Source organism: Vibrio sp. SCSIO 43132 (assembly GCF_019904195.1).
Lineage (GTDB): Bacteria > Pseudomonadota > Gammaproteobacteria > Enterobacterales > Vibrionaceae > Vibrio > Vibrio nigripulchritudo.
Genome location: NZ_CP063199.1, coordinates 3,305,178 through 3,324,899, shown reverse-complemented (window position 1 = coordinate 3,324,899; position 19,722 = coordinate 3,305,178). Strand labels below are relative to the sequence as shown.

Genomic DNA, 19,722 nt, shown 5'->3' with positions numbered 1-19,722 from the left:
GACGATATCCAACTTCAGGTCTGGTGATGAGTTTAGTTTTGCGAAATGCAAACCGCCAATTTTATCAAAAAAAATTGCTGATGACTATGACAACTTAGCACATAATTTCACCGCTACTTGGTGGGTATTTATGCCTTTAAGTCCAGCATTAGAGCGACGAGCTCTCTCTTTTCGTCGGGTGTTAGGCCGACACTTCTGTCTTTCGCTTGTAGCGATTCAATTTGTTTTTCAACGCACTGGGCAAGAATGTTGTCCAGTGAATCGAGGAAAATGTCTTCCTGATTATCTTCTTCGAGAGGTACTTCCCAACCTGCGAGGCGTGATAATAGTGTTCCGTTTTTCTCGTTGCGCCAATGCTCTAGTAGCTGGCCAGTGTTTATATTGGGATGGGCTCGGCATTTATCAAGTACTTCCCCAAATAAACTTAACCCGGGAAGATTAATATGGCGGATACTGGATAAATCCGGCACCATTTCCACGTAATGCGGGTTTTGCAACAGTAAAGCGATCACTTCGCGCATCGGAGTGCGCTTAATGTCACTGTGCGGTTTTGGTATCGATTCTGACTGTCGCTTTTTCGGTTTTCTCAGCTGGTTGTCAAACCCGGTTTTTTCATCCAACAGCTTTTCGAGCAGCTCCTGAAAGTAGGGATCTGGAATCTTATTGATAAGCTCTGAAGCGTACGCTCTAAGTGCAGATTTCCCCTCATTGGTACCTAGATTGAGTTGGTGCAATTCAATCAGGTTTTCAAACAGGTAAGACGATAATGGCGTGGCGTTTTTTATCTGCTCTTCAAATGCTTCTTTACCGTGTTGACGAATGTAGCTGTCTGGGTCTTCACCGTCGGGTAAAAACAAAAACTTCAGTGTATTGCCCGTCTTTAGGTAAGACAGGGAGTTTTCCAAAGCTCGCCATGCAGCTTCTTTACCTGCACGGTCACCGTCGTAACAGCAAACTACCGTATTGGTTTGTCTGAACAAGACCTGCAGGTGATCGCCAGTGGTAGAGGTGCCCAGTGATGCAACGGAATAATCCACACCGTATTGCGCCAAAGCTACCACATCCATGTAGCCTTCAACCACGAGAACCTGTGGAGGTTCGCGATAGGCTTGAAGTACTTCGTAAAGACCGTAAAGTTCTTTACCTTTATGGAAAATCGGAGTTTCTGGGGAGTTTAGGTATTTGGGAGTCCCATCTCCAATAACTCGACCACCAAAGCCTATAACCCGACCACGACGGTCGCGAATTGGAAACATGACCCGACCACGGAAGCGGTCGTAACGGTTGCCCTTGTCGTTTTCAATCAGCATACCGCCAGAGACTAGCATCTCCTGAGCATTGGGAGACTGACCAAAGTTCTTACGAACTAAATCCCATTCATCAGCAACAAAACCGATACCGAATTTTTGAACCACTTCTTTCGATAAACCACGATCTTTTAAATAGTCGATGGCATGTTTGCTGCTCGAAAGTTTCAACTGAGAACGGTAGAACTGGGCGATGCTGCCCATCATGTCATACAGGTTACGTTTTTGTTCGGTATTGGCTTTTGGTGCTGAGCTGAAGCCACCTCCGCTTCGTTGTTCTCTTGGCACTTCTAAGCCAAGATAGGAAGCGAGTTCTTCAATGGTTTCAACAAACTCTAAGCGTTCGTACTCCATAAGGAAGTCGATGGCATTGCCGTGTGCACCACAACCAAAACAGTGATAGAACTGCTTTTCCTGGCTGACACTGAACGAAGGGGTTTTTTCATTATGGAAAGGGCAGCAAGCACTGTAGTTCTTGCCTTTCTTTTTGAGCTTCACACGAGCATCAATGATATCGACGATATCAAGGCGCGCTAAGAGGTCATCAATAAAGGAACGAGGAATCTGTCCTGCCATAAAAACCAGAATGTTGAATTAGAAGAAATATAGAGGCTTGCAGATACAAACAAGCCGCGCATTCCAGAGGATAGCACGGCTTGTTGCAATTTGATTTAGGTTTAAGCCAATTTAGCGCGAACGAGTCCGCTGACTTTACCCATATCTGCGCGCCCTTGAATTTGCGGTTTAAGTACGCCCATCACTTTGCCCATGTCTTGCATGCCCGCAGGGTTTGCTTCAGAGATTGCGGCATCAATTAATGCAGCAACTTCGTCATCAGTAAGCGGTTGAGGCATAAAGTCCTCTAGCACAATGATTTCAGCTTTTTCCGCATCTGCTAAGTCTTGACGACTTGCAGCTTCGTATTGAGCGACTGAATCGCGACGTTGTTTAACCATTTTGGTCAGCACGCCTAAGATGTCTTCATCGGTCAGAGTGATCCGCTCGTCGACTTCTCTTTGCTTAATGGCTGACAGGGCTAAACGAATAGTGCCAAGGCGCGCTTTGTCCTTGGCTTTCATCGCTAATTTTTGCTCATCTTTGAGTTTATCAATGAGAGCCATAACTTAGTCCTTTTGGATAAGTTATTAGTACAGACGAACGCGACGTGCGTTTTCGCGAGCTAGCTTCTTAGCGTGACGCTTTTGAGCTGCTGCTTTAGCGCGTTTGCGAACTGTAGTTGGTTTCTCGTAGTGCTCGCGACGACGCACTTCAGAAAGAATACCTGCTTTTTCGCAAGAGCGCTTGAAACGACGTAGAGCAACGTCGAACGGTTCGTTTTCACGTACTTTAACTACTGGCATATGCCTTTCACCTCAGGGGTTATTCGTTAATGCTGGTACCTTACCAACCAATCAGGGCTCCTGAATGGTCTTTAACCAGCTTGATCAAAAATGGTGCGGAATTTTAATCTGAACAGTCACCCTTTGTAAAGTATTATCGCAGTCAGAACTGGTTAATTTTTTTCCGTAGCGGTAAACTTGCGCCAATTCTAGATACAACTGAGAACGTAATGCGCATTTTAGGTATAGAGACGTCCTGTGACGAAACAGGCATCGCCATCTACGACGATCAAGAAGGGCTGCTGAGCCATAAGCTTTATAGCCAGGTTAAGCTTCACGCAGATTACGGTGGCGTCGTGCCAGAACTGGCTTCTCGCGACCACGTGAAGAAAACCATCCCCCTCATTAAAGAAGCATTAAAAGACGCAGGTCTGACTTCCAAAGATATTGACGGTGTGGCTTATACCGCCGGTCCTGGTTTGGTTGGGGCTTTGCTTGTGGGAGCGACGATAGGTCGAAGTGTCGCCTACGCCTGGAATGTGCCAGCAGTACCGGTTCACCACATGGAAGGGCATTTACTTGCTCCAATGTTGGAAGATAACCCGCCTCCTTTTCCATTTGTCGCGCTTTTAGTGTCTGGTGGTCACACCATGATGGTGGAAGTAAAAGGAATTGGTGAATACCGAATTCTTGGTGAGTCTATTGATGACGCAGCGGGCGAAGCGTTTGATAAAACGGCCAAACTGATGGGGTTGGATTACCCGGGGGGGCCTCTGCTTTCTCGTTTAGCGGAGAAAGGCACGCCTGGTCGTTTTAAGTTTCCTCGCCCAATGACGGATCGTCCAGGGCTGGACATGAGTTTCTCGGGTTTAAAAACCTTTGCAGCCAATACCATTGCAGCCAATGGCGATGATGAACAAACGCGAGCCGATATTGCGTATGCTTTTCAGGAAGCGGTTTGTGCAACTTTGACGATTAAGTGTAAGCGAGCCCTAGACCAGACTGGGATGAAACGCATTGTTATTGCTGGTGGTGTAGGTGCAAACAAACAGTTGCGTGCCGATTTAGAAGCATTAGCGAAAAAGATTGGCGGAGAAGTGTATTATCCACGAATCGAATTCTGTACTGATAACGGAGCAATGATTGCGTACGCAGGAATACAGCGTCTGAAAAATAATGAAGTTGCAGACCTATCAGTGTCGGCAAAACCTCGCTGGCCTATCGATCAGCTAGAACCTATCAAATAAACATGAAAAGCCACCTTGTAAGGTGGCTTTTAACTCTCAATTGAATTTTCCTCGAAAGGAATTATATGGCTACTTTTACACGTCATGGTCAAACCATGCATTATCAAGATGTCGGTCAGGGTCCTGTACTTTTATTGGGTCACAGCTATTTGTGGAGTAGCGAAATGTGGCAACCACAGATTGAGGTATTGAGTCAGAATTACCGTTGTATCGTCCCGGATTTATGGGCTCATGGGCAATCAGACGCCTTACCGCAAGAAACGTCTACTCTACAAGATTATGCTGGCGACTTACTGGCATTGATGGATCATCTTGAAATTCAGGAGTTCAGCATTATTGGGCTATCCGTTGGTGGTATGTGGGGAACTGAAGTCGTGACCCTTGCTCCATCGCGAGTGAAATCCATTGTGATAATGGATTCTTTTGTTGGGTTGGAACCTGAAATCACTCATGCGAAATACTTCGGTATGTTGGATGCGATTTCACAAGCCCAGTCCGTACCAGCTCCTATCCTTGATGCAGTCGTACCACTATTTTTTGCCGATAATGCGGAAACCAGTAGCCCTGAGCTAGTCGCTAATTTCCGTGAATCCCTTAATCAGTTGCAAGGTGATGCCTCTGTCAATATCGCTCAGGTTGGACGCGTGGTATTTGGTCGTCGAGATCAGTTTGAAGACATTGAGAAGTTTGCACTGCCAGTGCTGATTATGGTCGGCGATCAAGATAAACCAAGACCTGTATTTGAATCTCATTTAATGCAAGATGCGATAACAGGAAGTGAGTTAGTGGTTATCCCGAATGCGGGTCATATCAGCAATCTGGAGCAGCCGGAATTTGTGAATGAAAAGCTGACTGGTTTCCTGGAAAAGGTCTACGCCTAGGCTTTTGATGAAGAGGTACGGTCGCCCACTTTGGGCTCCGTGCCTTCAAATAAGCGCTTAATGTTTTGATGGTGGCGCAAAATAATCAGGCAGCACAACATGGAAACAGGAAGTGTGTACTCTGGGCGGAACCACCAAGTATAAAGAGGCGCAACCAGTGTAGTTAATATAGAAGCAACCGAAGAATAGCGGGTAATAAAGACAATCGTCACCCAGGTTGCCATCATCATTCCTACCAGGCTCAGCCCCATTGGTGCCATAGAACCCAACGCTGTCGCGACACCTTTTCCACCTCTGAAATGAAAAAACAGCGGGTACATATGACCCAAACATGCCGCTATGGCGACCACTCCTAAAATCACATCTTCCACACCTAAGTACCAACTCAGCCATACCGGAATAGTGCCTTTGAGCATGTCGAACAGCAGCACGGAAACTGCGGCAATTTTAGATCCACTACGCAACACATTGGTTGCACCAGGGTTATGAGAGCCAGTAGTACGAGGGTCAGGGATGCGGAACAGTCGGCAAATCAGAACTGCACTCGAGATCGAACCTAGCAGGTAGGCTGAGATGATCATGATCAGTGCAGTAGGCGTCATATTAGTCCTTAATTCACCAAAAGTTATGCTGATTAGGTGGTTAAAATCGAGTATATTCTACGGGTTTTTGCCTCAAATGGGTATCCGACCTGTATACTCAAGCTACCTCAAATATACTCGGTTCAGCGAGAATTGATTGGCTTTCAGGCAAGACATCGATTTGAAAATTTAGTGGGTCTAAATTAAAAATCGATAACGCAGTATGAAAGACAAGCAAACTCGCCCTTGGGAGCTTATCTTCTGTCCCATTTCATTGTCAAAGAACTTGGAAAGGACTCGTCATTCCACGGCGTTCTTTTCCTTGAACTGAAACAGAAGATAGAGCTCTGAAGCAAGTATTTTGAGGTAGCTTGAGTATAAGAAATAAAGGAAGAATAATGGCTTTAGATAAAGTATTTATCGAACAATTGGAAGTGATTACCACGATTGGGGTTTATGACTGGGAACAAGAAATAAAGCAAAAGCTGGTTCTGGATATCGAAATGGCTCACGACAATCAGCCTGCTGGTAAAAGTGATGATGTTGCTGATGCTCTGGACTATGCGCAGGTCAGCGAAGCCGTATTATCCCATATCGAAAATGGTCGTTTTCTACTGGTAGAAAGAGTTGCCGAAGAAATCGCAGAACTCATCATGTCACGTTTTTCTGTGCCATGGGTTAAGATTCGGCTGGCTAAGCCGGGTGCTGTTCCTCAAGCCAGAAGCGTAGGCGTGATCATCGAGCGAGGTCAGGCATGATCACCACCTACATTGGTGTAGGGTCAAATATTGAACGCAAAAAGCACGTTCAAGCTGCGTTGTCAGAGTTACGTAAATTGGGTGAACAAATTCGGATCTCGACTGTCTACGAATGTGCTTCGGTTGGTTTTGAGAGTCGTCCTTTTTATAACCTGGTAGTAGAGATGAAAACCTCGCTGAGCTTATCCAGTTTATCGAGTACTTTAAGAGAGATCGAAATTCGATGGGGGCGCGACCCAGATGCACAGAAAATGCAGGATCGGACTCTAGATCTCGATATTGTACTTTATGGTGATGTTGTTTCCAGTAAGCCTTCTCTCCCACGCGAAGACATCTATAAATACGCGTTTGTCATTCAGCCTATGTACGAGCTTTGCCCAGAATTGGTCATTCCCAATGATGGCAGAACGGTCACGCAGATACGGCAAACTATGAATAATTTTGATTCGCTGATTGCGGTGAATCCTTTTGATAGTGACCTAAGTAAATGAGTTATTTTGAAGCCTTTATGCTTGCTCTGATTCAGGGGCTGACAGAGTTTCTTCCTATTTCCAGTTCCGCTCACCTAATTCTGCCTTCAGCCATTCTTGGCTGGGAAGATCAAGGCTTGGCGTTTGATGTCGCTGTACATGTTGGTACATTGCTCGCCGTCGTGATTTACTTCCGAAAAGAAGTGATCACCTTATTTGCTGCTCTGTTCGGTTCCATTTTCAAAGGTGATCGCAGTAAAGAAGCCAAGCTAGCGTGGATGATTGTGATTGCGACTATTCCTGCCTGTCTGTTTGGCTTGTTCATGAAAGACATTATTGAACTTTATCTGCGCAGTGCCTGGGTGATAGCGACCACAACAATCGTGTTTGCACTGCTGCTCTGGTGGGTAGACAAGAACTCTCCATTAAAAGACGACGAATATCAGGCAGACTGGAAAAAAGCGGTATTTATCGGCATTTCTCAAGCATTAGCCATGATTCCGGGTACTTCACGTTCAGGCGCAACCATTACAGCGGCGCTCTACCTAGGCTTTACTCGCGAAGCAGCAGCACGATTTTCTTTCCTGATGTCCATCCCGATCATTACTTTGGCTGGTAGCTACTTAGGTTTAAAGCTGGTGACAAGTGGTGAACCAGTGCACGTTGGCTTCTTATTGACGGGCATTGTCACGTCATTCATCAGTGCTTATCTGTGTATCCACTTCTTCTTGAAGCTAATTTCTAAGATGGGAATGACACCTTTCGTCATCTATCGATTGGTGTTAGGTTTCGGCTTGATAGCGTTTTTGATGATGAATTAAGTCGAATTATGAACCACAGAAGAAAGCAGTCGACAATGTCGGCCGCTTTTGTTTTGTATTGATGATTATTTCTGCAAGTGACTGTTCTGTATACACAATCGGTTACATAAATGGTGTTATACAATATTGTTCCCGTATTTATAAATCAATACTATCTTCCCGCTAATTACCTCTACTTTTAAAATTGTTATTAGCAATTAACTGTATGAAATGCAGTTAATTTTTCATCATGTACAAAAGGGAATGATAGTGAATTTCAAAAGTCACAAGACGAGAATCGCAGCATCAGTTGCAGTAGCAGTAAGTACTCTGGCTCTTTCCGGTTGTTTCGGTGGTGGCTCGAGCTCTGCAGCAAAGCCACCCGTTGATCCAACAGTAACGCCAGTTCAACCTGTTCCGGGAACTCAAAAAGAAGTCAAAGAGCTTTCTTCACCAGTGCAGATTGTTTTTAAAAGCACGACAGGAGAGCGTATCAATGGAACCACTTTCAGTATCTCGGCTGGAAATCTAACTGTTTCAGACGTTCTAGAAGTGAGCGGTGCAAAATTAGTTAAAGGCAATGAGTTCGTTCAAACATCAGATATCGTACTTGTGAGCCGAAAATCTGGAACCGAAGATCTTGATTTTCGCTTAACAGCTTCGCGCGATGGGTTCTTTGCCAATAACATCAATGGTACTTTGCCGAACCTGGCGAGCCTAGGCAATGTATCAAGTACAGTATCTAATTTGTATACAGTTACATTGACACCGAGCCATATAACTAGCACTGAACTAGCAGCAAGCTCTGTTGAAGTGAAGGCGTCAGTTTCTGATACTGGTGTTATCCAAGAGAAGCTCGAGCTGGCAACTCCGGATAAGGATTCGGTTGCGGGCGGTACAGTTAAGCTAAGTGTACCTGAAGGAACGGTTCTTAAAGATAGAGATGGTAATGCAATTGTAGGCAATATTACTGCCAACGCAGTGTACTTCTCTCACGATCCAGAAAACGGTCAAGGTGAAAACTCTGTCCTGACATCATTCCCAGGCTCACTTACACCGGACAGTGTGTTGGGTGAAAATGGTCAGCCAGATGCTCAATACGACGATATCTTCTTTGTTTCTGCTGGGTTTGCTGCGATTGAGTTGAGTGGTACTAATACAGAAGGTGAAGAGACAGTAGTTTCGACTCTATCAGGTGGTGGTGTTGAACTCGCTATGACCATTCCAGAAACAACTCGCAACCCAGAAACAGGTGCCCCGATTAAGCCTGGTGATGTTATTCCTGTCTGGAGTTACGATGAGGTTGAAGGTCAGTGGAAGGCTGAAGGTACTTCTAGAGTAGGAGAAAAAACGTCTCCAGAGAGCACTGTATATCCACTAACAAAAGAAATTACCCACCTGAGTTACTACAACTTGGATTGGTTCGGTGAAAATTGTCAGGTAAATGCGACGTTGTTAGACCACAATGGCAACGAAAACAAATACCAGCTTGAAACCCAATTCTCGTCTGCTTACGGCTATCAATACGAAAGAACCCTTTATGGCAATTTGTCTTCTCTGACTTTAGCCAATGTTCCAAAAATTATTGGTGGCGAAGTGTTTACGGGGGATCTTTCTTTCAGTGAAACCATAGGTGGAACATCTTTAATATCTAGTATCAAGTTTAGCGATGGAACGACTCAGACATACGCTAACGGTACTTACAGCGGTCCATTCTGTGATCTAAATGGTGCTGAAATCACACTAAATACTGAATCGCTAGACAGCCGCCCAACATACAAAGTCGATGTTTCTTATGTTGAAACTTGTCAGGATGACCCTTCTCAGACTCGTTCGGTAAGTGGTTACACGTCTGTCTACAATGTAACGGCTAATCGATACGTTTCAACTGAGCGCGATGGTGGAGTAAGCACTTTCCCAGCGGTACAGGGTAAAGAGTACGAAGTTTCAGGTAACGTATACTACAGAAACGGTCAATCAGTTTCAGTGGAACCTAAAACTATTACAGCTACAGAAGATATGGCGGTTACATTCACTATCAAAGATGCTTTCCGTTGTACTAAACCAGCCACTGGCGCTACTGGTAGTACTGGTGCAGTAGGCGGTGCAGGCGCATAAGCCTTCATTTTCCAAGTTTAATAGCAGGGCTTGCCCTGCTATTTTTTATCTCTCTTGCTTGTGTAAATAATGAAAAAAATAACTATCAGCGGATCAGTACTGAGCTGCTTTTCTTTTGTGGCAATGTCACAGCCCATGAATTACGTGTCACAAACGGGTTTTACTGGTTTACTGCGTACTCCCCATGCCCATACATTGGAGTATGGAAGCTTATCAATTGGTGGAAATTGGGAAGACAATGTCGATTTTAACCAAAACTACTCCAAAGGTGCCCACCATACCTTGTTTATGGGGATAGGATTGGCACCTTCTTTTGAGCTTGGGTTACAAAATACTCATAAAAGTTTCAATGGAAACGGCACATACGGATCTGGCGGTAGCGATCTGGCGTTTTCTTTTAAGTTGAGCTCGGAACATTGGCTGCCTGACTCTCCACTACAATTCGCACTTGGCGTTCAGGATGTCGGGTTTCGAGGGCATGCTTCTTTTCACAAGAATGAGTATCTTGTTGCCAGTTACACGTGGAACGATCTTCGTTTAACGGCAGGTTACGGAGCAGGGCACTACGCCAATCAAATGGGCGAAAACTACCTTGATGGAATGTTTGGTGGGGTAGAATACCAAGTTTTCCCTTGGTCTCAGGTAACTGCTGACTACGATGGCACTGGATACAATGCAGGGATCCGTTTCAATACGCCACAATCGCTTCTACCAGACGGCTGGCGTCTGGATGCTTTGATGCAGCTCTATTCAAACTCATCGACCAAAGAAAGAGACAATCAATATTTTGGATTTCACCTAAAGGTGCCGTTGAGTGGAACGGGCGGCAGACCAACCACTGTCAGAAGTACCTCGGAGAGCTATCATTTTGAAGACAAGACTTCATTGGTGGCTGAATCAAATCAAGAATCAGAAGAAGGGGCGGAGCAAGCTAGCAAAGAGCTGAATGCATCGGAACAGACATCTGATTTCAAAAAGTCACTTATTCAATCGCTCATTGAACACGGCTTTGAAAATGTGCAGGTCTCTCAAAAGAATCAGATGCTATCTGTTGCTATTGAAAACAATGTGTACAACAAAAATGAAAAGACCGCGTTAGTCGAAACCATCAATATTGTTAAAGGAGTTTATCAGGGCGATTTTTCTCTGTATTTACTCAACAATCAATTGCCTGTTTTAAAAGTTATCGGCAATAAACAAGCGTTGGAAGATTTTGATAAAAATAGCGGTTCTTTGGATGCATTCGATATAGATAGTTTTGATGCGGTAGTGTCTTACTATCGTGATCACTGGTCATCTTCAGCGTCTAATCGTTCAATGTTAAAACCAAGGATTAATTTGTCTCCATACTTTATGTCTTCTTTGGGAACTGAGTATGGTGTCTTTGATTATTCATTAGGGCTTTCATCGAATTTGACGATGGACTTATGGCCGGGAGCTGTCTTAGACGTAAGGTACGTTAAAGGGCTGAGCGCTTCAGATGATCCTAAGAAATACAATACTCCAGTACCAGAGGTTGAGGACGGTGTAGACAGGGCGTTGATACATCAGGCATTCATGCTTCCTTGGGGATTCAGTACTCAATTTAGCTATGGGCGTATTTATAAAGACTACCTGGGTCTTATGAATGAGAGCCAATGGCAGTCTCCAAATGGACGACACAAGATTCGTACGTTGCATGGTGTATTTGAAAAGCAAGCGTTTGAGTATCAAGCGGCTCCAAGCCTTCTGTATTATCGTTTCGCTATGCCTGAATGGGACTGGGCTCTAGAGCTGCATACGGGTCAATATATGTATGCTGATAAGGGTATTGGTCTTAAATCAATGCATTGGTTTGGCGATACTAAAGTCAGCTTAGAATTCAATCGCACTGTAGAAAACTATGCGGGTTTGTATTTTGAGATTCCTCTTGGATTTAGCAAAGATATGAATCCGGATTATTTCCAAATCACGGGTATTGATTCATGGAAATGGGGTTACTACACAAGACTGTCGACATCTTCTAACCACATTGTGTCTCATGTCATTGTCGAGCCAGAATTACAGCACAGCTTGAATCGTGCGTATTTCAATAGAGACAGATTGTCTCCTATCCATTTGAAATAGAAACGTTAAAAAGGCTGTAAGTGTATGCTTACAGCCTTTTCATATTAGCTACCCACATTCATGATCTTCGCCATTGAAGCTTGATAGGACACCTCCAGTGATTCTCGGCTGTGGCAGCGAACACCAAGATCATTGAGCACACCATCTCCAATACCGTAGATCCAGCCGTGGATCTGTACCTGCTGACCTCGCTCCCACGCAGATTGCATGATGGTGGAGTTACCTAAGTTGTAAACCTGTTCTGCAACGTTGATTTCGCAGAGTTTGTTTGACCACTCTTCACGGGGCAGGCTACCAAGCCAGTTTCTGTGTTTGAGATAAAGATCTCGGATATGCAAAAGCCAGTTGTTGATCAGCCCGAGCTGAGGGTTTTCAATCGCCGCGTTAACACCACCACAACCATAATGCCCACAGACAATGATGTGTTTTACTTTAAGGACGTCGACGGCGTACTGAACGACGGAAAGACAGTTGAGATCGGTATGAATGACCTGGTTGGCGACATTCCGGTGTACAAACAGTTCACCCGATGCAAGCCCAGTCAGTTGCTCGGCAGGGACACGGCTATCTGAACAGCCAATCCATAGGTATTCTGGGTGCTGGGCTTCGGCGAGCTGAGCAAAAAACTCAGGCTTTTCAGACTTAATGGTCTGCGCCCAGGTCGAGTTATTATTAAATAACTGTTTGATATCCGGCATGCTTACATTTCCTTTTTATTTCCGGACACTATACACAAGCTTGACTTGCTGTACCGCTTTCAAATCAATGTTCTTGACGATTTTATGACTGGTCAGAGTAGCATTTTGTTAAATTTAGAAACGTTTTATTACTCTTTTTTCATATCTCGCAAGTATTGCTGTTAAACGTTTGCATTTGCTTTATAAATTATTCACGACCTCTTTCGTAACAATCGTGTGAATTGATAGTGTGATTCCAATCACTCAATGGTAAAATTCGCCCGCATTTCTATTCATGCAGGAGCAATATTTTGACTGGAAATCGATTCTCGGACTGGAATCTGAAGGGTGATCTATTTGGTGGTGTAACAACCGCGATCATCTCATTGCCTTTGGCACTGGCATTTGGTGTGGCATCCGGAGCGGGTGCGGAAGCGGGCTTGTGGGGCGCCATCATGGTTGGTTTATTTGCCGCTTTGTTTGGTGGATCGTCTACATTGATCTCGGAACCAACCGGACCGATGACGGTGATTATGACGGCGGTACTGACCACCATGACCGCTAAATATCCCGAAGGCGGTATGGCAATGACCTTTACCGTTGTGATGATGGCGGGGGCATTCCAGATCATATTAGGGACGCTCAAGCTTGGTAAGTACGTGACCTTGATGCCCTACAGTGTGATTTCAGGCTTTATGTCGGGTATTGGTGTCATTCTTATTATTTTGCAGCTCTCGCCTTTACTCGGGCATCCAGCTCCTGCAGGGGGCGTGACCGGAACGCTCAGTGCCTTGCCTGATTTGATTTCGGAGATGAAGTTCAGCGAGCTGTTTCTAGGGTTACTCACGTTAGGTATTTTGTTCTTCTTCCCTAAAAAATATCGTCGTTACGTTCCTGCCCAATTAGTCGCACTGGTTGCTGTGACTCTTCTCTCTCTTGTTATTTTTGATTTTGATAGCATTCGCCGGATTGGTGAAATACCAGCGGGTCTTCCTTCTTTCGTCATTCCAACCATAAATTCTGAAGTCTTCACGACCATGATCATCGATGCTTTGGTGTTAGGTACGCTGGGATGTATCGATACCCTGCTAACCGCCGTTATCGGTGACTCACTGACACGTAAAGAGCACGACTCAGACAAAGAGCTGCGTGGTCAGGGTTTGGCGAACATGATTTCCGGCTTGTTTGGTGCACTGCCAGGTGCGGGTGCAACCATGGGGACGGTTACCAATATTCAGGTGGGGGCTCGTTCCCCGCTGTCTGGCGTAATTCGTGCGCTAGTACTGGCGCTGGTTGTTCTGGTAGCCAGTGGGCTGACAGAACCTATTCCAATGGCAGTGCTGGCTGGTATTGCGGTATACGTTGGTATCAACATTCTTGACTGGAGCTTTATTCAGCGCGCTCACAAAGTTAGCGTGCAGGGTATGGCGATCATGTACGGTGTTATGCTCCTCACCGTATTTGTTGACCTGATTATGGCAGTCGGTCTTGGGGTGTTCATCTCCAACATTATTATTATCGAGAGATTGAGCCGCGAGCAGGCGCGTCAGGTGAAAGCCATCAGTGATGCCGATGAAGATGATGTCCCTCTGACCGACAGCGAAAGAAAACTCTTGGACAGCGCCAATAGTAAAGTTCTGTTCTTTTACCTTTCCGGTCCGATGATTTTCAGTGTATCGAAAGCGATTTCTCGTCAGCACAGCAGTATTTCAGATTATGAAGTGATGATTCTGGATTTGACGGACGTACCAATGATTGATGTTACGGTTGGTCTGGCTTTAGAAAATGCGATTAAAGATGCCAAAGACGCGAACTGTGAAGTCTACTTATTGTGCCCTAATGAGCGTACTCGTCAGCAACTGGAGAAATTCCACGTACTTGAACTGGTGGACGATCAGAACACCTTCTCGTTCCGCTATGAAGCGCTGAAATCGGCCGTTAAATACGTTCGAAAAGACGAGTTTGAAGCGTAAAACACGCTCCATATAAGGAATAGAGTTAAAGCGCAGCCACTAGGCTGCGCTTTTTATTTGTGCAGTGGGCTTGAAAAGTTGACACTTCGTCAGCATTTCCATGAAGTTAACTTCGAAAAGAGCGCTGTAGCATGTACGCATTAGAAATAGAGCAACTTCGAAAGACCTACACAGGTGGGTTTGAAGCATTGAAGGGCATCACTGTAAATGTAGAAAAAGGTGACTTTTATGCTTTGCTGGGACCTAACGGTGCAGGTAAATCCACCACCATTGGTGTTATTTCGTCTCTGGTCAATAAAAGCTCAGGCAAAGTGAAAGTGTTCGGGCATGACATTGATTCAGAGCTTGAGCTGGCAAAGCAACATCTGGGTTTAGTGCCACAAGAATTCAACTTCAATCAGTTTGAAAATGTCGAACAGATCGTGATGCAGCAAGCGGGTTACTACGGTGTGCCTCGCTCACTTGCCAAAGAGAGAGCCAAAAAGTACCTATCCAAACTGGATCTTTGGGACAAACGAGAAGAGCGTGCAATGAATTTGTCTGGCGGTATGAAGCGCCGCCTGATGATTGCCCGCGCATTAATGCATGAACCTCAGCTATTGATTCTTGATGAGCCGACAGCTGGTGTTGATATAGAGCTTCGTCGCTCTATGTGGGATTTCCTGAAAGAGATCAACCAACAAGGAATCACCATCATTCTGACGACGCATTATCTGGAAGAAGCAGAAATGCTGTGTCGAAACATCGGCATCATCAATCGGGGTGAGCTGATTGAAAACACTAGCATGAAAGATTTGCTGAACAAGCTCCATGTTGAGACTTTTATTCTCGATCTGGACAGTAGCGACAATGTGCCCACACTAGAGGGAGTCAATTCTCAGCATATCGTTAACGGTTCACTGGAAGTGGAGCTGGAAAAGTCACAAGGGCTCAACCACATTTTCACTCAGTTAACGGACAGTGGAGTCAAAGTGATGTCGATGCGCAACAAAGCCAATCGTTTAGAAGAGTTGTTTGTCACAATCGTAAGAGAGCAGGGGTAAGAGATGTATCAGTTGTACTGGACGGCATTCAAGAGTCTTCTGGCAAAAGAAATAAATCGCTTTATGCGAATTTGGGTACAAACACTTGTTCCCCCCGCGATCACCATGACGTTGTATTTCATTATCTTTGGTAGCCTGATTGGTTCAAGAATCGGGGAAATGGGTGGATTCACCTACATGGAATACATTGTGCCCGGCTTGATCATGATGTCGGTGATCACTAACTCTTACTCCAACGTCGCGTCTTCATTTTTCAGTTCTAAATTTCAGAAGAACATAGAAGAGCTGCTGGTGGCACCAGTGCCCAACTACATCATCATTGCCGGGTTTGTGATGGGTGGTGTGGTTCGTGGCTTGTTGGTTGGAGCTATTGTTACACTGGTGTCTCTGTTCTTTGTTGATCTGCAGGTTGAACACTGGGGCATTATCATAGCTACGGTATTCCTCACATCGGTCGTATTCTCTTTGGGAGGGCTGATTAATGCTGTATTTGCGGGAACATTCGATGACATCTCGATCATTCCTACGTTTGTGCTTACCCCGTTAACTTATCTGGGCGGTGTATTCTACTCGATCAGTTTGTTGCCAGAATTCTGGCAGTGGGTTTCTAAGATCAATCCAATAGTCTATATGGTGAACGCGTTTCGCTATGGATTCCTGGGAGTATCGGATGTCGGTATCGCTACATCCTTTGGTGTACTCGGAGTGTTTATTGTTGGTCTGTATGCCGTTGCTCATTATTTAGTCGCGAAAGGCATTGGTCTTCGAAGCTAGATGAGAAAATAAAAATGGGTCGCTGAGCGACCCATTTTTTGTATCTGAAAAACAGTACTTACGACGTTTTTTCTTCCGGTTCTTCTTTCGATTCAGTCGTCAGTTCCAGTACCTGATTGTCTATCAGGCGAGCTTTTCCTAAGAAAGCCGCAATCAGAATCACCGCTTGCGTCGATTCAGAAGAGATTGGCTGAAGTGTATTGGCATCGCGAATGAAAATTTCGTCTGGCTGTAAATCGGCTGCGCGAAGTTGATCATTGGCATCTTCAATAATGGAAGAGTAATCATCACGTCCGCCGCGGATTTGGCTGCTGATCCAGCGCATGGTGCGCGCGACTACAGGTGCGCGCTGGCGCTCATCAATCGTAAGCAATGTATTGCGAGAGCTCATTGCTAAGCCATCCATTTCCCTCACCGTTGGTACGCCAATGATTTCGATGTCCATGGCAAGATCAACTACCATCTGGCGTATAATAGCGAGCTGCTGAAAATCTTTCTCACCAAAACAAGCGACATCAGGCTGAACGATATTAAACAACTTAGTCACTATGGTGGATACGCCCTTGAAATGACCTGGTCGGGAAGCGCCTTCAAGCATCAGAGACAGACCAGGGACCTCCACATAGGTCTGCTTGTCTAAACCTTCTGGATACATCATCTCTGGTGTTGGAGTGAATACAAACTCAACCGCTTCACCATTCAATTTAGCGAGATCGTCTTCCAGCGTGCGAGGGTAGTTGTTGAGATCGTCTGTTCGCTCAAACTGCATCGGATTAACAAAGATGCTGACGACCACTACATCGGCGTGTTCACGAGCTTTTCTCGCCAGTGTTAAATGACCTTCATGCAGATTGCCCATAGTAGGGACAAAAGCAATACGGCGACCTTCTCGCTTACACTGTTTGATCTGATCTCTAAGGGAGGCAATATCAGTGAACGTTTGCATTATATTTCCTTACTCAAAGCTGTGCTCTGCACCTGGGAAAACCTGATTTTGTACGTCTTCCTTGTACTTGGCAATCGCTTTGCGGATATCCCCAGTCTCTGCCAGAAAGTCTTTAGAGAATCTTGGCATGTAGTTCGCAGAAATACCGAACATGTCATGCATGACCAGAATCTGGCCGTCAGTATCGGGACCTGCGCCAATACCAATCACAGGAATGCTCAAACGCTCGGTGATACGTTTAGCCAGAGAAGCAGGAACACATTCCAATACCAGCAACTGAGCACCTGCGTTTTGCAGTGCGATGGCGTCTTGCACCATTTGCTCGGCGCGTTCAGCGTCACGCCCCTGAACTTTGAAGCCACCAAAAATATTCACTGACTGAGGTGTCAGACCCAGATGCGCACAAACGGGTACAGAACGCTCAGTCAGCACACGAATGGTTTCAGAGAGCCATTGCCCACCCTCAACTTTGACCATATTCGCCCCGGCTTTCATTAGCGTCGCGGCGTTTTCACAAGCCTGTTCAGGTGTTGCGTAAGTCATGAAAGGCATATCTGCCAGAAGAAGGCAATTTGGGCTGCCCGCACGAACACTGCGCGTGTGGTAGGCAATGTCATCGATAGAAACCGGCAGAGTTGATGTTTCGCCCTGAAGCACCATTCCCAGTGAATCACCCACAAGAAGCAAAGGCATTTCCTGTTCCTGGAACAGTTGTGCAAAGCTCGCATCGTAAGCCGTTGAAGTTGCGAACTTACGACCTTCCTGCTTCCAGGTCATGAGTGTATTGATAGTGACGTTTTTCATAATATTTCCTTATTAGGGGCAACTTACGACGACCAGACGTTTAAACCATTTCGGTCTACTTGTTTGAGTAACGTCTGAAGTTGCGTCCCGTCAGGGAGAGTTAAACTTGGTGCGATTTCAGCAAGGGGGTAGAGAACGAACTCCCTGACCTTCATTCCATAATGTGGAACAGTTAAACGTTCTGAATCGATCACCTCATTGCCGTATAAAACGATATCCAAATCGAGGGTTCTTGGACCCCATCGTTCGTCTTTACGGACACGCCCTTGCTCTAGCTCGATTTTTTGAGTGCTGTCGAGCAGTTCAAGAGGCGTCAAACTGGTTTGTACCTCAACTACGGCGTTGATGTAGTCGGGTTGGTTCTGTGGTCCCATTGGCGTACTGCTGTACAGGGAAGAAGCGCGAACCAACTCAGTGTTCGGAATGCTTTTTAGCGCTTCAATGCCTTGTAGTGCCTGAGTGACGGGATCAGACAAGTTGCTGCCAACAGCAATGTAAACGGTAATCATGCTTTTGGCTTTCTTTTCTTGTTTCGGTAGCTGCGACGGCGGCGCTGACCTGAAGCCGTACCGCCTAATTCTGTCACCATTGCCTGGCGCATATTTCGCCCTGCATTCTGGTATGTCTGCCACCATTTGGCTAATTCCTGGGTGTCACCTTGCTCTATTTCCCCGCGCATTTCAAGGAAATCGAAGCCAGCACGGAATTTGTTCAGTTCCAGAAGCCTTGTGGCACGCTTACCGCTTCGGCGAGGCAGTCTGAGCTGGAGTTGCCAAATCTCTCGAATGGTCGCAGTGTGGCGACGTGGAATGGCAATAGAGCGAACCTGCTCATCCAGAATCATATTGCTGGCTTCCATGATGGCGTCGTAATAAGCAAAATTACGTTTCTCCATCAGGCGTTCTGCCATGTGATTCAACGGGTACCAGAGTAGAGCCGCAAACATAAACGCAGGGTTTATGCGTTTGCCTTCCTGAATGCGCTTGTCGGTCGATTCCAGAACCAGCTCGATCATTTTCTCTGTCTGGCTGCTCTGCTCTTCAGTAAATTCCTGAGCAATATCCGGGAATAACTGTTGGAAAAGATCGTACTCACGAAGCAGGTGATAGGTTTCCAGACCATTACCTGACTGAAGCAGTTTAAGGGATTCTTCAAACAGTCGGGCTGCTGGAATGTCTCGCAACAAATGTGCAAGTTCTTTGATTGGCGCTGCAGTGTCTTCATCGATATCCATATCGAGTTTTGCTGCAAAACGAATTGCTCGCAACATTCGAACAGGATCTTCGCGGTAACGCGTTTCTGGATCGCCGATTAAACGAATCAGGTTATCGTCTAAATCGTCAATGCCGCCAGCGTAATCGTGAATACTGTAATCTGCGATGCTGTAGTACATGGCATTGATGGTGAAATCACGGCGTTCGGCGTCTTCGTCTACGGTGCCATAGACATTATCACGCAGAAGCATGCCTTCTTTCGATTGAGCTGCAACATTCTTGGTCGGTTCCTGATGATGACCACGGAACGTTGCCACTTCAATGATATCGCGTCCGAACATAATGTGAGCCAGTCGGAATCGTCTGCCGATCAAGCGGCAGTTTCTGAAGAGCTGCTTGATTTGTTCCGGAGTGGCGTTGGTCGCAATATCGAAATCTTTAGGTTGTTCGCCGAGCAGGAGATCGCGCACTCCACCACCTACCAGAAATGCATCGAATCCGGCATTGTGCAGGCGGTACAGCACTTTCAGTGCGTTGTCGCTAATCTGTTTGCGAGAAATGTTGTGCTCTTCTCTTGTAATAATATTCAGAGTCAGTTCTCCGTTTGAGCGACTATTTTGTTGGCCTTTGCTGGTCAGAATCTTACGGCAAAAGCGAGTAACTTGACTAAAAATAGCCCACCT

At 45.7% G+C, this 19,722-nt stretch carries 19 protein-coding genes; 10 read left to right on the top strand and 9 right to left on the bottom strand.

Annotated elements, in window-relative coordinates:
- Positions 1-128: 128 nt before the first annotated feature.
- From dnaG to rpsU, 3 genes are all read right to left on the bottom strand, one after another.
- Positions 129-1,883 (bottom strand): DNA primase, encoded by a 1,755-nt coding sequence (gene dnaG / locus INR79_RS14875; RefSeq protein ID WP_223094877.1) that lies wholly within the window; start codon positions 1,881-1,883, stop codon positions 129-131.
- Between the two features lie 101 nt (positions 1,884-1,984).
- Complete coding sequence (locus INR79_RS14870) at positions 1,985-2,428, bottom strand: GatB/YqeY domain-containing protein (RefSeq protein ID WP_022595401.1); 444 nt, start codon at positions 2,426-2,428, stop codon at positions 1,985-1,987.
- 24 nt (positions 2,429-2,452) lie between these two features.
- Positions 2,453-2,668 (bottom strand): 30S ribosomal protein S21, encoded by a 216-nt coding sequence (gene rpsU / locus INR79_RS14865; protein ID WP_001145625.1) that lies wholly within the window; start codon positions 2,666-2,668, stop codon positions 2,453-2,455.
- A 209-nt stretch (positions 2,669-2,877) separates the two neighbouring features.
- Between rpsU and tsaD the strand changes: the two genes are divergently transcribed.
- Positions 2,878-3,894, top strand: a complete 1,017-nt coding sequence (tsaD, locus tag INR79_RS14860) for a tRNA (adenosine(37)-N6)-threonylcarbamoyltransferase complex transferase subunit TsaD (protein WP_223094876.1) — start codon at positions 2,878-2,880, stop codon at positions 3,892-3,894.
- A gap of 65 nt (positions 3,895-3,959) precedes the next feature.
- Positions 3,960-4,775 carry an alpha/beta fold hydrolase gene (locus INR79_RS14855; protein ID WP_223094875.1) on the top strand — a complete coding sequence of 272 codons (816 nt, stop codon included), beginning with the start codon at positions 3,960-3,962 and terminating at the stop codon, positions 4,773-4,775.
- Here INR79_RS14855 and plsY read toward each other — a convergent pair.
- Positions 4,772-5,377, bottom strand: a complete 606-nt coding sequence (gene plsY, locus INR79_RS14850) for a glycerol-3-phosphate 1-O-acyltransferase PlsY (protein ID WP_022595399.1) — start codon at positions 5,375-5,377, stop codon at positions 4,772-4,774. The two genes, INR79_RS14855 and plsY, sit on opposite strands and share 4 nt — an antisense overlap.
- A 377-nt stretch (positions 5,378-5,754) precedes the next feature.
- Between plsY and folB the strand changes: the two genes are divergently transcribed.
- From folB to INR79_RS14825, 5 genes are all read left to right on the top strand, one after another.
- Positions 5,755-6,114 carry a bifunctional dihydroneopterin aldolase/7,8-dihydroneopterin epimerase gene (gene folB / locus INR79_RS14845; RefSeq protein WP_200766685.1) on the top strand — a complete coding sequence of 120 codons (360 nt, stop codon included), beginning with the start codon at positions 5,755-5,757 and terminating at the stop codon, positions 6,112-6,114.
- Entirely contained in the window at positions 6,111-6,605 is a 495-nt protein-coding gene (gene folK, locus INR79_RS14840) for a 2-amino-4-hydroxy-6-hydroxymethyldihydropteridine diphosphokinase (RefSeq protein WP_223094874.1), read from the top strand. Before folB ends, folK (INR79_RS14840) begins: the two co-directional genes overlap by 4 nt.
- Positions 6,602-7,405 (top strand): undecaprenyl-diphosphate phosphatase, encoded by an 804-nt coding sequence (locus INR79_RS14835; protein ID WP_022551500.1) that lies wholly within the window; start codon positions 6,602-6,604, stop codon positions 7,403-7,405. Before folK (INR79_RS14840) ends, INR79_RS14835 begins: the two co-directional genes overlap by 4 nt.
- A gap of 249 nt (positions 7,406-7,654) precedes the next feature.
- Entirely contained in the window at positions 7,655-9,502 is a 1,848-nt protein-coding gene (locus INR79_RS14830) for a hypothetical protein (RefSeq protein ID WP_223094873.1), read from the top strand.
- Between the two features lie 135 nt (positions 9,503-9,637).
- Positions 9,638-11,608 carry a YjbH domain-containing protein gene (locus INR79_RS14825; RefSeq protein ID WP_223094872.1) on the top strand — a complete coding sequence of 657 codons (1,971 nt, stop codon included), beginning with the start codon at positions 9,638-9,640 and terminating at the stop codon, positions 11,606-11,608.
- Positions 11,609-11,652: 44 nt separating this feature from the next.
- Here the strand turns inward: INR79_RS14825 and can are convergent, their stop codons facing one another.
- Positions 11,653-12,306 carry a carbonate dehydratase gene (gene can / locus INR79_RS14820; RefSeq protein WP_223094871.1) on the bottom strand — a complete coding sequence of 218 codons (654 nt, stop codon included), beginning with the start codon at positions 12,304-12,306 and terminating at the stop codon, positions 11,653-11,655.
- Between the two features lie 290 nt (positions 12,307-12,596).
- Here can and INR79_RS14815 point away from each other — a divergent pair, with 290 nt between their 5' ends.
- From INR79_RS14815 to INR79_RS14805, 3 genes are all read left to right on the top strand, one after another.
- The gene (locus INR79_RS14815; RefSeq protein WP_004401879.1) at positions 12,597-14,258 is read left to right on the top strand and encodes a SulP family inorganic anion transporter; all 1,662 of its coding nucleotides are present in this window, start codon (positions 12,597-12,599) and stop codon (positions 14,256-14,258) included.
- Positions 14,259-14,389: 131 nt separating this feature from the next.
- Entirely contained in the window at positions 14,390-15,301 is a 912-nt protein-coding gene (locus INR79_RS14810) for an ABC transporter ATP-binding protein (protein ID WP_223094870.1), read from the top strand.
- A 3-nt stretch (positions 15,302-15,304) separates the two neighbouring features.
- Entirely contained in the window at positions 15,305-16,075 is a 771-nt protein-coding gene (locus tag INR79_RS14805) for an ABC transporter permease (RefSeq protein ID WP_022589629.1), read from the top strand.
- A 58-nt stretch (positions 16,076-16,133) separates the two neighbouring features.
- Here INR79_RS14805 and panC read toward each other — a convergent pair whose 3' ends face one another.
- Genes panC through pcnB form a run of 4 tightly spaced genes read right to left on the bottom strand, consistent with a single transcriptional unit; the run spans position 16,134 to position 19,680 of the window.
- Complete coding sequence (gene panC / locus INR79_RS14800; RefSeq protein WP_223094869.1) at positions 16,134-17,021, bottom strand: pantoate--beta-alanine ligase; 888 nt, start codon at positions 17,019-17,021, stop codon at positions 16,134-16,136.
- Between the two features lie 9 nt (positions 17,022-17,030).
- Positions 17,031-17,825, bottom strand: a complete 795-nt coding sequence (gene panB / locus INR79_RS14795) for a 3-methyl-2-oxobutanoate hydroxymethyltransferase (protein WP_004401893.1) — start codon at positions 17,823-17,825, stop codon at positions 17,031-17,033.
- A 23-nt stretch (positions 17,826-17,848) separates the two neighbouring features.
- On the bottom strand, positions 17,849-18,334 hold the full coding sequence (folK, locus tag INR79_RS14790; RefSeq protein WP_223094867.1) for a 2-amino-4-hydroxy-6-hydroxymethyldihydropteridine diphosphokinase: 486 nt from the start codon (positions 18,332-18,334) through the stop codon (positions 17,849-17,851).
- Positions 18,331-19,680 carry a polynucleotide adenylyltransferase PcnB gene (pcnB, locus tag INR79_RS14785; RefSeq protein WP_223097028.1) on the bottom strand — a complete coding sequence of 450 codons (1,350 nt, stop codon included), beginning with the start codon at positions 19,678-19,680 and terminating at the stop codon, positions 18,331-18,333. The genes folK (INR79_RS14790) and pcnB overlap by 4 nt, the downstream gene beginning before the upstream one ends.
- Between the last annotated feature and the right edge of the window lie 42 nt (positions 19,681-19,722).

Bases quoted from the DNA above. Each gene is read 5' to 3' on its own strand.
- dnaG (WP_223094877.1), bottom strand. From the start codon at position 1,883: ATGGCAGGACAGATTCCTCGTTCCTTTATTGATGACCTCTTAGCGCGC.
- INR79_RS14870 (WP_022595401.1), bottom strand. From the start codon at position 2,428: ATGGCTCTCATTGATAAACTCAAAGATGAGCAAAAATTAGCGATGAAA.
- rpsU (WP_001145625.1), bottom strand. From the start codon at position 2,668: ATGCCAGTAGTTAAAGTACGTGAAAACGAACCGTTCGACGTTGCTCTA.
- tsaD (WP_223094876.1), top strand. From the start codon at position 2,878: ATGCGCATTTTAGGTATAGAGACGTCCTGTGACGAAACAGGCATCGCC.
- INR79_RS14855 (WP_223094875.1), top strand. From the start codon at position 3,960: ATGGCTACTTTTACACGTCATGGTCAAACCATGCATTATCAAGATGTC.
- plsY (WP_022595399.1), bottom strand. From the start codon at position 5,377: ATGACGCCTACTGCACTGATCATGATCATCTCAGCCTACCTGCTAGGT.
- folB (WP_200766685.1), top strand. From the start codon at position 5,755: ATGGCTTTAGATAAAGTATTTATCGAACAATTGGAAGTGATTACCACG.
- folK (WP_223094874.1), top strand. From the start codon at position 6,111: ATGATCACCACCTACATTGGTGTAGGGTCAAATATTGAACGCAAAAAG.
- INR79_RS14835 (WP_022551500.1), top strand. From the start codon at position 6,602: ATGAGTTATTTTGAAGCCTTTATGCTTGCTCTGATTCAGGGGCTGACA.
- INR79_RS14825 (WP_223094872.1), top strand. From the start codon at position 9,638: ATGAATTACGTGTCACAAACGGGTTTTACTGGTTTACTGCGTACTCCC.
- can (WP_223094871.1), bottom strand. From the start codon at position 12,306: ATGCCGGATATCAAACAGTTATTTAATAATAACTCGACCTGGGCGCAG.
- INR79_RS14810 (WP_223094870.1), top strand. From the start codon at position 14,390: ATGTACGCATTAGAAATAGAGCAACTTCGAAAGACCTACACAGGTGGG.
- INR79_RS14805 (WP_022589629.1), top strand. From the start codon at position 15,305: ATGTATCAGTTGTACTGGACGGCATTCAAGAGTCTTCTGGCAAAAGAA.
- panC (WP_223094869.1), bottom strand. From the start codon at position 17,021: ATGCAAACGTTCACTGATATTGCCTCCCTTAGAGATCAGATCAAACAG.
- panB (WP_004401893.1), bottom strand. From the start codon at position 17,825: ATGAAAAACGTCACTATCAATACACTCATGACCTGGAAGCAGGAAGGT.
- folK (WP_223094867.1), bottom strand. From the start codon at position 18,334: ATGATTACCGTTTACATTGCTGTTGGCAGCAACTTGTCTGATCCCGTC.